This window comes from Aeromonas sp. NJAU223 (genome assembly GCF_051125555.1).
Classification (GTDB): Bacteria; Pseudomonadota; Gammaproteobacteria; order Enterobacterales; family Aeromonadaceae; genus Aeromonas; species Aeromonas veronii_G.
The window spans coordinates 3,213,325-3,224,710 of the sequence record NZ_CP144204.1 but is presented as its reverse complement, the minus strand read 5'-3'; the positions used below and the strand labels follow the sequence as shown (position 1 = coordinate 3,224,710).

The window sequence follows — 11,386 nt, the reverse complement described above, 5'->3', positions numbered from 1 at the left end:
GCCTATAAATTAGAAACGCTGTTTTATAGTTTATCCATGATAAAGGAAGGGGAAATGCCAAACCGGGATACGGGCGACAGAATCGTACATGGCGGGAGGAGTGCGACAGGATGTAACACCGGGAGCCTTGGCTCCCGGTGTGGTCAGTATTGTTCTTCCATCCAGGCTTCCAGGATGAGCTGGGCGGAGACCCCGTCCACGCTGCCCTTGTCCAGCGCCTTGTAGCCGCCGCGCTCGAACAGGCGAGCACGGGCGTCGGTGGTGGTGAGGCGCTCGTCCTTGAACTCCACCGGCTTGCCGAAGCGGCCGTGCAGGCGATTGCCGAATTTGCGGGCGCGCACCGTGATCTCCTGCTCGGTTCCATCCATGTTGAGCGGCAGACCCACCACCAGCAGGTCTGGCTGCCACTCCTTGAGCAGCTTCTCGATGTCATCCCAGTTGGGGATGCCGTCGTTGGCCTTGAGGGAACGAAGGGGCTGCGCGGTGCCGGTCAGCTCCTGACCGATGGCGACACCGATACTCTTGGTGCCGTAGTCAAAGCCCATGATGCTGCGTGATGACATGAGAGTCCTCGAAACTGGGGTACATGAATAGGCGTTCTGACTTCCCTGAAAGCAGAGGGAAGTCAGGACGGCCCGGGGGCTTAGCTGTGTCCCACCTGGCTGGAGAGGTGCAACGGATTGATGCCGATGCTGGCGGCGGCTTGTTGCCAGCGCTGGTGGATGGGGGTGTTGAACACCAGATCCGCGTTGGGGGGGATCACCAGCCAGGCGCCATCCACCAGCTCCTGTTCGAGCTGACCTGCGCTCCAGCCGGCGTAACCCAGGGCTACCAGCCAGTGGCTGGGGGCCTCGTCGGTACCGAGCGTCTCCAGGATGTCCTTGGAGGTGGTGACCATCATCTCGTCGCTCACCTGCAGGGTGGAGCTGAAACCGGGGCGGAAGCTGTGCAGCACGAAGCCTCGATCCGCGTGAACCGGCCCCCCCTGCAGCACCGGCTGCTTCATCTGGGTGGTGTCGGGGGGATTGAGCTTGAGCTTGGTCAGCATGGTATCCAGGGACATGTCGACCGGAATATTGACCACCAGCCCCATGGCCCCCTCGCTGCTGTGCTCGCACAGGTAGACGAGAGAACGTTCGAAGTAGGCATCCGTCAGGCTCGGCATGGCGAGCAGGTAGTGATTTTGCAGTGTTTGCATAGATATCAAATAGTGCAAAGGTATTTGGGGTGATTATGGCAGTTAGGGGCGGTGGGCAAAACCGCTTTTTCACGGCAAGGGCCAGCGTGGCCGAAAGCCTGTGTCCTGGCGCAATGAACACAGGGGCCGCGCGGGCCCCTGTTAGGCGGGAGATCCCTTACTTGCCGAGGCGACGCTCGATGGCGTCCATCAGCATGCCGGTGATGGAGACGTCGAAGGCCGCCTCAATTTCGCGGATGCAGGTCGGGCTGGTGACGTTAATCTCGGTCAGCCGATCGCCGATGATATCCAGACCGACGAAGATGAGGCCCTTCTCTTTCAGGGTGGGCCCGACGGCGCGGGCGATGGCCCAGTCCGCTTCGCTCAAGGGGCGCGCCTCGCCGCGACCACCGGCCGCCAGGTTGCCACGGGTCTCCCCTTGCGCCGGGATACGGGCCAGGCAATAGGGCACGGGTTCCCCGTCCACCACCAGCACCCGCTTGTCGCCGTCCTTGATGGCGGGCAGATAGGTCTGGGCCATGCAGTACTGGCTGCCGTGCTCGGTGAGCGTTTCGATGATGACGCCGACGTTGGCATCATCTTCCTTCATGCGGAAGATGGAGGCGCCGCCCATGCCGTCAAGGGGCTTCAAGATCACGTCCTTGTGCTTCGCGTGGAAGGCACGCAGCTTGTCGGCGCGACGGGTCACGAGGGTGGTGGGGGTGTGCTCGGCAAACCAGGCGGTGTAGAGCTTCTCGTTGGCGTCACGCAGGCTCTGGGGCTTGTTGACGATGAGGGTACCCTCGTCCTCGGCCCGCTCCAGCATATAGGTGGCGTAGATGAACTCGGTGTCGAACGGCGGATCCTTGCGCATCAGGATCACATCCAGGGTGGAGAGGGGCTGATCCACCACCTCGCCCAGTTCGAACCAGTTGGCGTAGTCGTACTGCACCTTGAGGGGACGCATGGTGCCGAAGGCGCGGCCCGCCTCCATGTAGAGATCCGACATCTCCAGATAGAAGAGCTCGTAGCCGCGTTTTTGTGCCTCTTCGAGCATGGCGAAGCTGGAGTCTTTCTTGATGTTGATGGCCGAGATGGGGTCCATCACGATGCCGAGTTTGATGCTCATCCGAAATTCCTTCTGTGGCTCGATTGGGTTGTAGGGGCGATTAGCGAAGCGTAATCGGCCGTTTGAGGCTGCAAGCGTTCGATGATGCCGCCACGCGGCTTATCGACGCTGCCCGATGGCATTAGGCGAGATCGCCAAAGCGGCACTGCAGCGCCGTGATGGCGGTCAGGGCGGCTGTTTCGGTGCGCAGCACCCGTGGCCCCAGCAACATCTCCTTGAACTCTTCCTGCACGGTACGGGCGATCTCATCGCTAGACAAGCCCCCTTCCGGGCCGATCAGCAGGCGCACGCCATGTTCGGGTACCGGCAAGGTGTTGATGCTGTATTCGGCGCGCGGGTGCAGGTTGAGCTTGAGCTCTTTCGTCTCTTCCGCCAGCCAGGCGTCCAGCTCCATGGGCATGCGCACCTCGGGCACGGTATTGCGGCCGCACTGCTCGCAGGCGCTGATCACCACCTTCTGCCACTGCTCGCGCTTCTTCTCCAGCCGATCCGCCGGCAGCTTGACGCCGCAGCGCTCGGAGAAGAGCGGGGTGATGCAGGTGACGCCGAGCTCCACGGATTTCTGGATGGTGAAGTCCATCTTGTCGCCACGGCTGATGACCTGGCCCAGATGAATGGCGAGGGGCGACTCCACCGACTGGGCCTCGCAACTGTCGATGTGGACTTCCACCGATTTCTTGCCGACGCTGGCGATGGTGGCGGGGTATTGGTGGCCGTCACCATTGAACAGCTCGAGGGGCTGGCCCGGCTGCATGCGCAGCACCCGGCCGATGTGGTTGGCGCCGTCTTCCGACAGGGCCAGGGTCTGACCGACCTGCAGGGAGGCCGGCTCATAGATACGTGGAATGCGCATGCTGTCTATTTGTCTCTTGGCTGACGCTTGAATGGTTCAGTCTGCTGTCAAACAGCCATTTCATGGTTCAGGTGAATCGAAAAATCATCATCCGGCAGCATGAAACAGGGTTGTAGATGGCGCCGTGAGCCCGCTGGCAGCCGGTCGCGCCCGGAGGGCACCACGGCTGACGAGGGAGGGCCCGGCCCTCCCCGCTAGATGGGGTCATTGGCACTGCTTTTCAATAAAGGGATTGGTATTGCCCTGCAGCTTGCCGATGCGGCGGTTGCGCTCGCACTCCCAGCGATCCGCCGGATATTGTCTGTCCCAGGCTTCGAACAGTTTACGCTGCTGCGCCGCCAGACGCAGCCCGTACTGCTCCCCCATGTAGAGGTAGGCGCGAGCGATCTGGCCGCGCACCGGCCCCTTGGGCGGCTGCACCTGGCGGGTCTTGAAGTCCACCAGCATCTGGCACTTGCCGTACTGGTTCGGCTTGCCGTTCCAGTCGGAGAAGCCGTAGTTGGCTCTGTCGCCGTTCACCTCGCCGATGGCGGGGAAGAGGTTGTGCATGTCGCCCTCCATCCTGTTGAACTCATCGCTCTTGCCGCAGTTCTTGCGCCCGCCGTCCTGCCAGCACTGCAACTGATGACCGAACTCCCAGGCGGGCACCACGTGCTCCCACTCGATGCGGGCGGCGCGATTGGCCTGCTTGCGGGGCAGGTAGCCACAGCTCTCCCAGTCCGGCGCCATCTTCTTGCCGTTGAACTTGATGTTGCAACCGCAATAGAAGGTGCTGGGATGGCTCTGGTAGAGCTTGACGAGATCCTGCTTGGCGGCGCGGAAGGTCTGGGCTTCCTGGGCCTGGAGCGGAGCGCTGATCAGCAGGGTGAGGCCGAGGGAGAGCAGGGGCAGATGAAAAGCAAACTGGGGGCGAGACATGGGGATCCTTGAAAATGAAACGATGAAGCGACGCCGGGCACCCTATCACAGAGATGCGCCACGGGTTGACTCAATCCGTACCCGGTTGATGCATCAGCGGCTGGCGACAGCGGCGGCAGTGGTAACGGGCCTCCCCGCGCATCACCTTGTTGTGACGGCGAATGGAGAGCTGATGCTGCTGGCAGGCGCAGGCATAGGGCTGGGTATTCTGGTTCAGCACCGTGAGATCGAAGCTGTGGGTGGTTCTGGGTTCGAGGTTAAACACCTCCCGCATCACCGACTGCCACTGGCGGCCGTGGGGCAGCACCCGGCTCTTGCCGCGCCCTTCTCCCCAGAGGGCATAGACCAGCAGGTGCGCCACCTCGTGGGGCACCACCTCGTCCATGAAGGCCTGCTGGTTGGCCTGATAGAGGGCAGGGTTGAAGCGCAACTCCCAGGTCTGCAGCCGTGCCGACCCCGCCGCCCGGCCCCGCATATTGCAGTGGATGCGCGGGCGTGGGAAGGCACGGCCGAGGCGTGCCTCGGCCTGCGTGAAGCAGGCGTCGACCCGCTCGGCGAGCAGGGCTGTGGGGGAGGGGAGGGCCGTCATGGGCAATCCTGTCGGTCGGCGGATAAGCAAAAGGGGAGCCAGGCTCCCCTTTTATCACAGGCTCATGCCTTGGGACATTACAGACCGGCGACGTCGCGCAGCAGGGCGGCCTTGTCGGTCTTCTCCCAGGGGAACTCGTCGCGGCCGAAGTGACCATAGGCGGCGGTTGCCTGGTAGATGGGACGCTTGAGATCCAGCATCTCGATGAGGCCGTAGGGGCGCAGCTCGAAGTGCTCGCGTACCAGCTTCACCAGCAGCTCCTCGGCGACCTTGCCGGTGCCGAAGGTTTCGACGCTGATGGAGGTCGGCTCGGCCACGCCGATGGCGTAGGAGACCTGCACTTCGCAGCGATCCGCGAGGCCGGCGGCGACGATGTTCTTGGCCACGTAGCGGGCAGCGTAGGCGGCAGAGCGGTCAACCTTGGAGGGGTCTTTGCCGGAGAAGGCGCCACCACCGTGACGGGCCATGCCGCCGTAGGTGTCGACGATGATCTTGCGACCGGTCAGACCGCAGTCACCCATGGGGCCGCCGATGACGAAGCGGCCGGTCGGGTTGATGAAGAACTTGGTGTCCTTGGTGATCCACTCGGTCGGCAGCACCGGCTTGATGATCTCTTCGCGCACCGCTTCCACCAGATCGGTGTGGCTGATGGAGTCGCAATGCTGGGTGGAGAGTACCACCGCATCCACACCCAGGATCTTGCCTGCGTCGTCGTAGGCGAAGGTCAGCTGGCTCTTGGCATCCGGACGCAGCCACGGCAGGGTGCCGTTCTTGCGTACTTCGGCCTGGCGCTTGACCAGCAGGTGGGAGTAGGTGATGGGGGCGGGCATCAGCACGTCGGTTTCGTTGGTGGCGTAACCGAACATCAGGCCCTGGTCACCGGCGCCCTGCTCGTACGGATCGGTACGGTCAACCCCCTGGTTGATGTCCGGAGACTGCTTGCCGATGGCGTTCAGCACGGCGCAGGAGTCGGCGTCGAAGCCCATGTCGGAGTGGGTGTAACCAATCTCGCGCACGGTGTCGCGCACGATCTGCTCGATGTCGACCCAGGCAGAGGTGGTCACTTCACCGGCCACCATCACCATGCCGGTCTTGACCAGGGTCTCACAGGCGACGCGCGCCTTGGTGTCCTGTACCAGGATGGCGTCCAGGACCGCATCGGAGATCTGGTCGGCGATTTTATCGGGATGGCCTTCGGAGACCGACTCGGAAGTAAACAGCTTTGCCATGTTTGGTTCTCAATCGTATGGGGTTATCGCCGCGGCCATAACCGGAAAATGACAGGTAATCTGTAGAGGTATCTACATCTGGACGTCTATTTTAATTAGCCCCATGGGTGATTGCCAGCACTATTTTGGTTTGGCGCCGCCCGAGTCGGCATCTACCCCATTCGGGGGGAGGGGAGTGTCGGATTGAATCGTTTGCCTGGCCAAGAAAAGCGATTGTGCTCCCAAAGCGGCTTTATTCGCCCAGATAACATTTGCACGCCGCGCGCCCTGCTGGGACAATAACGCGCCTTATTCTTGGCCATCAAATGAAGCAATCGCAGGAGATACAGATGCCTTCTCGTAAAGAGCTTGCCAATGCCATTCGTGCATTGAGTATGGATGCCGTTCAAAAAGCCAACTCCGGTCACCCGGGCGCCCCCATGGGAATGGCAGACATCGCCGAAGTGCTGTGGCGCGGCCACCTCAAGCACAACCCGAACAACCCCAAGTGGGCCGATCGCGACCGTTTCATTCTCTCCAACGGCCACGGTTCCATGCTGCTGTACTCCCTGCTGCACCTCTCCGGTTACGATCTCTCCATCGATGACCTGAAGAACTTCCGTCAACTGCACTCTCGCACCCCGGGTCACCCGGAGTACGGTTATGCGCCTGGCATTGAAACCACCACTGGCCCGCTGGGTCAGGGCATCACCAATGCCGTGGGCATGGCGATCGCCGAGAAGGCCATGGCCGAGCAGTTCAACCAGCCGGGTCACGACATCGTCGACCACTACACCTACGCCTTCATGGGCGACGGCTGCCTGATGGAAGGCATCTCCCACGAGGCATGCTCCCTGGCCGGCACCCTGCAGCTCGGCAAGCTCATCGCCTTCTGGGATGACAACGGCATCTCCATCGACGGTCACGTCGAAGGCTGGTTCACCGATGACACCCCCAAGCGCTTCGAAGCCTACGGCTGGCATGTCATCCCGGCCGTTGACGGTCACAGCCCGGAAGCCATCAATGCTGCCATCGAAGCCGCCAAGGCCGAGACCGGCAAGCCGACCCTGATCTGCTGCCGCACCATCATCGGTTACGGTTCCCCGAACAAGTCCGGCTCCCACGATTGCCACGGTTCACCGCTCGGCAACGACGAGATCGCCGCCGCCCGTGCCTTCCTGAAGTGGGATCACGCGCCGTTCGTCATCCCGTCTGACATCGCCGCCGAGTGGAACGCTCAGGAGAAGGGCACCAAGCTGGAAGCCGACTGGGCTGCCAAGTTTGCCGCCTATGAAGCCGCGCACCCGACCCTGGCTGCCGAGTTCAAGCGTCGCACCACTGGCGAGCTGCCGGCCAACTGGGCTGCAGAATCCGCCAAGATCATCGAAGCCCTGCAAGCCAACCCGGCCAAGATCGCCACCCGTAAGGCCTCCCAGAATGCCCTGGAAGCCTTCGGCAAGCTGCTGCCCGAGTTCATGGGTGGTTCCGCGGATCTGGCGCCGTCCAACCTGACCATGTGGTCCGGTTCCAAGTCCCTGACCAATGACGACGCCTCCGGCAACTACATCCACTACGGTGTGCGCGAGTTCGGCATGTCCGCCATCATGAACGGCATCGCCCTGCACGGTGGCTTCATTCCTTACGGCGCGACCTTCCTGATGTTCATGGAATACGCCCGCAACGCCCTGCGCATGGCCGCCCTGATGAAGCAGCGCGCCATCTTCGTTTACACCCACGACTCCATCGGTCTGGGTGAAGATGGCCCGACTCACCAGCCGGTCGAGCAGATCGCCTCCCTGCGTCTGACCCCGAACATGAGCACCTGGCGTCCGTGCGATCAGGTGGAATCCGCCATCGCCTGGAAGCACGCCATCGAGCGCACCGACGGCCCGACTTCCCTGATCTTCTCCCGTCAGAACCTGGCCCAGATGGACCGTACTGCCCAGCAGCTGGCCGACGTCGCCAAGGGTGGTTATGTGCTGAAGGATTGTGCCGGTACCCCGGAGATCATCCTGATCGCCACCGGTTCCGAAGTGGAGCTGGCCGTGGCCGCCTACGTTGAGCTGACCGCCAAGGGCCGTGCCGTGCGCGTGGTCTCCCTGCCGGCCACCGACGTGTTCGACGCCCAATCCGCCGAGTACAAGGAATCCGTGCTACCGTCCTCCGTGACCAAGCGCGTCGCCATCGAAGCGGGCATCGCCGACTACTGGTACAAGTACGTGGGCCTGAACGGCAAGATCATCGGCATGCACACCTTCGGTGAGTCCGCACCGGCCGAGCTGCTGTTCAAGGAATTCGGCTTTACCGTGGAAAACGTGGTTGCGACAGCTGAATCCCTGTAATCGCTGATTGCTTTGTATTGAGCTGAAAAGCGCCTCCCTCGGGAGGCGCTTTCTTTATGCAGCTCATACTGTATAAATTCATAGTATTTCTGCGTTTGTATGATGATAAAGATCTCAAAATTAGCTAAAAAGGCTTCATGAAGTACTCCTTTGGTGGTATTTGGTTTGAAGGCGATATTTTTGTCACAGCCATCAGAGTGTTAATAGCCTCTGACTTTTCAAAACCAGAGATAAGGAGTATTTAGATGCCTTGCCAATGTTGTGGTCAGCGCTTAAATGTTGGAGTTTTGCATAAATATGATGAAGCGGGCCGTGAGTACAAATCATGCCCTCGTTGCTCTGCTACGAATGGTCATGAGCATGTATTTCATCGTCATCCGGAAGCTTTCGGCCAAACACCCGCTCGTGTAACACCTGGAAATCCTCAGGGAGACCAGAGTTACTGTGTTGATTGTCGAACATTAGAACCTGGTGAACCATCAACGGTACACTTGAATGGTAAACTTTGTAGTTATTTTTAAGTAGGGAAAATGAATCTATTTTGTAATGATGCCGTAAGTTGGTTGTCAACGCTTGCAGATGCAAGCGTTGACCTTGTTATAACTGATCCTCCATATGAATCCCTTGAAAAACACCGTAAAATTGGGACGACAACACGACTTAAAGTAAGTGATGGTTCAAATAATCAATGGTTTGATATTTTCCCCAATGAACGTTTCGAAAGCTTATTCCTAGAGCTTTATCGAGTATTAAAAAAAAATTCACATTTCTATTTGTTTTGTGATCAAGAAACAATGTTTTATGTGAAGCCTATTGCAGAGAAAGTGGGTTTTAAGTTTTGGAAGCCTATTGTCTGGAATAAAATGGCAATTGGGATGGGCTATCATTATAGAGCTAAGTATGAATTCATCCTTTTCTTTGAGAAAGGAAAGAAAAAATTAAATGATCTAGGTATACCTGATGTTTTGGAGTGTAAGCGTGTTCATCGTGGCTATCCCACTGAAAAACCCGTTCCATTATTAGAGGTTCTTATATCACAGAGTTCTAGCCATGGCGACTTGATCGTAGATCCATTTTTTGGTTCTGGTTCAACTTTGGTTGCAGCTAAAAATCTTGGTAGAAGAGCAATGGGGTGTGATATTTCAAAATCAGCGCACGATCATTTTTATACGCGCATGGTAAATGATATAAAGTGTGACTTGGTGGTATAGTTATTACATCTTTAATGTTGAGTTTTTACGAAGATAAAGTATTCGCCTATTTTAGACATATTTTATGTTTCAGTAAAAATACACCGGCCTAAGCCGGTGTATTTTTATCGTTAAAGCAAAGTCTTACACCTGCGGCGGGGTGCTTTCCGCATTGGACATCACGGCATCCATCTGCACCAGGGCGCCAGCGGGCAGCTCGCTTACGCCGATCACGGTACGGGCGGGATGGTAGCTCGGGAAGTACTGGCTATAGATGGCGTTGACCGCCTCCAGATCCTCGATGTGCTTCAGCTGGATATTGACCTTGACGATATCGTCCATCACGTGGCCGATGCTCTCCACAATCGCCTTGATATGGCCGAGACACTGGGCGGTCTGCTCACGGACGCAGCCGGTCAGCACCTTGCCGGTGGTCATGTCGAGTGGCAGCTGGCCCGCGATATGGTTGTAGTGGGAGAAGGCGACGGTCTGAGTGTGCAGCGGGCTGCGCGGCGCCTTGTCGCTGTTGCGGGCGCGGATCACCAGGTTGTGTCTGTCTTCCACCAGCTGTGGCGGGGTGCCGTCACCGTGGGAGATGACCGCATCCATCTGCACCAGGGCGCCCATGGGCAGGGCGGAGGCGGCGATCACGCTGCGGGCCGGCAGGTAGGCGACGGCGCGGGCGATGGCGGAGTCCGGGAAGAAGGTGCGGTAGACCTCGTCGACGGCGTCGAGATCCGCGAGGCTCTGCAGGTAGACGGTGACCTTGACGATGTCGTCGAACGGCACATCGATGCCTTCAAGCACGGCCTTGATATGGGCCAGGCACTGGGCCGCCTGCGCCATGATGCCACCCTCGACCAGCTTGCCCGATGCCATGTCGATGGGCAGCTGGGCGCCGATGTTGTTGTAGTGGGAGAAGGCCACGGTCTGGGTGGAGAGGGCACACTGCGGTGCCTTGTCGCTGTTGCGGGCGAGTTTGACCAGGGGGCAGGGATCTTGCGGGAAGGTGCCTTCGCCGTTGGAGATGATGGCGTCCATCTGCACCAGGGCATTCATCGGCAGGGCGGCCACGGCGAGCACGGTGCGGGTCGGTACATAGCCTGGGAAGAATTCGCGATAGACGCCGTTCACCGCGTCCAGAGCCGTCATGTCTTTGAGGAAGAGGGTGACTTTCACCGTGTCGTCCATCACATGGCCGATGCTCTCGACGATGGCCTTGATATTGGTGAGGCACTGTCTGGCCTGATCCTTGATATCGCCACCGATCATCTTGCCGGTTTGGGGATCGACGGGCAGTTGCGCCGAAATATTGTTGTAGTGGGAGAAGGCCACGGTCTGGGTGTAGGGGCCCAGTTGCTGGGGAGCGTGTTCGGTATTTCTTGCCGCCTTGATAATGATGCCACTCATAGGATGTTCCTCTTCTAAATATTCATTATTGAGATAGGTAGGATCCTGACCAGGGATTGCCGGGCGGCGGCCATCCTGGGTCGCCCAATATATCGGCGAGCCCGTTTCGATGAACAACCATCAACGACAACCTTTCCTCGGTTATTGCGGCAATCCACCAGGCAGAGGGATTGGATAAGAGAGGGTTGGTTTGGATTATTTCAGACGGGGGGATTCTAGGAGTGCGTCTGGCCGCGATGCAAACCGGGATCTCAATTCTATGAGATGGCTCAACGCTCTGAAATATCGCCAGATTGCGCATTGATGCACGATAAAAGAGGGTGAAACTCGCTTCAATTAGCATGTTCGACGATGCGGGCCAGTATGGACTGGGGTTTCATGCTGTCTTGGCGGCCGGTTTCTGTGAATAACAGGTTAAAAATATTCATGTCCTTGCAGATAATAGAATATATGGTGCATGACTATGCATTTTACACATCTGATGGGGGCTATCTCGGCGAGGCGAAATATGCTAGCCAGTCACGGCGCCGCCGTTATCACGCCATGCCCTGAAATAGGATTCACCGCTTC

At 58.9% G+C, this 11,386-nt stretch carries 10 protein-coding genes; 2 read left to right on the top strand and 8 right to left on the bottom strand.

The window, feature by feature from the left end:
• Positions 1 to 143 precede the first annotated feature (143 nt).
• The 7 genes from ruvX to metK form a co-directional block, all read right to left on the bottom strand.
• Positions 144 to 563, bottom strand: a complete 420-nt coding sequence (gene ruvX, locus VZC39_RS14570; RefSeq protein ID WP_349918945.1) for a Holliday junction resolvase RuvX — start codon at positions 561 to 563, stop codon at positions 144 to 146.
• An 80-nt stretch (positions 564 to 643) separates the two neighbouring features.
• Entirely contained in the window at positions 644 to 1,198 is a 555-nt protein-coding gene (locus VZC39_RS14565) for a YqgE/AlgH family protein (protein WP_349918943.1), read from the bottom strand.
• A 157-nt stretch (positions 1,199 to 1,355) separates the two neighbouring features.
• Entirely contained in the window at positions 1,356 to 2,306 is a 951-nt protein-coding gene (gene gshB, locus VZC39_RS14560; protein ID WP_434663515.1) for a glutathione synthase, read from the bottom strand.
• 121 nt (positions 2,307 to 2,427) lie between these two features.
• A complete protein-coding gene (gene rsmE / locus VZC39_RS14555; RefSeq protein WP_434663512.1) occupies positions 2,428 to 3,159 on the bottom strand; it encodes a 16S rRNA (uracil(1498)-N(3))-methyltransferase in 732 nt (243 codons plus the stop codon).
• Between the two features lie 204 nt (positions 3,160 to 3,363).
• Entirely contained in the window at positions 3,364 to 4,077 is a 714-nt protein-coding gene (locus VZC39_RS14550) for an endonuclease (RefSeq protein WP_434663509.1), read from the bottom strand.
• A 70-nt stretch (positions 4,078 to 4,147) separates the two neighbouring features.
• Complete coding sequence (locus tag VZC39_RS14545; protein WP_434663506.1) at positions 4,148 to 4,666, bottom strand: SprT family zinc-dependent metalloprotease; 519 nt, start codon at positions 4,664 to 4,666, stop codon at positions 4,148 to 4,150.
• Positions 4,667 to 4,743: 77 nt separating this feature from the next.
• Entirely contained in the window at positions 4,744 to 5,895 is a 1,152-nt protein-coding gene (metK, locus tag VZC39_RS14540) for a methionine adenosyltransferase (RefSeq protein ID WP_349918934.1), read from the bottom strand.
• 329 nt (positions 5,896 to 6,224) lie between these two features.
• On the opposite strand from metK, the gene tkt reads away from it, so the two are divergent.
• Together tkt and VZC39_RS14530 are read left to right on the top strand one after the other, a co-directional pair.
• A complete protein-coding gene (gene tkt / locus VZC39_RS14535) occupies positions 6,225 to 8,216 on the top strand; it encodes a transketolase (protein ID WP_434663503.1) in 1,992 nt (663 codons plus the stop codon).
• 530 nt (positions 8,217 to 8,746) lie between these two features.
• On the top strand, positions 8,747 to 9,427 hold the full coding sequence (locus VZC39_RS14530) for a DNA-methyltransferase (RefSeq protein WP_434663500.1): 681 nt from the start codon (positions 8,747 to 8,749) through the stop codon (positions 9,425 to 9,427).
• A gap of 123 nt (positions 9,428 to 9,550) precedes the next feature.
• On the opposite strand, the gene VZC39_RS14525 is transcribed toward VZC39_RS14530, so the two are convergent.
• Complete coding sequence (locus tag VZC39_RS14525; RefSeq protein ID WP_434663497.1) at positions 9,551 to 10,816, bottom strand: Rid family detoxifying hydrolase; 1,266 nt, start codon at positions 10,814 to 10,816, stop codon at positions 9,551 to 9,553.
• Positions 10,817 to 11,386 lie beyond the last annotated feature (570 nt).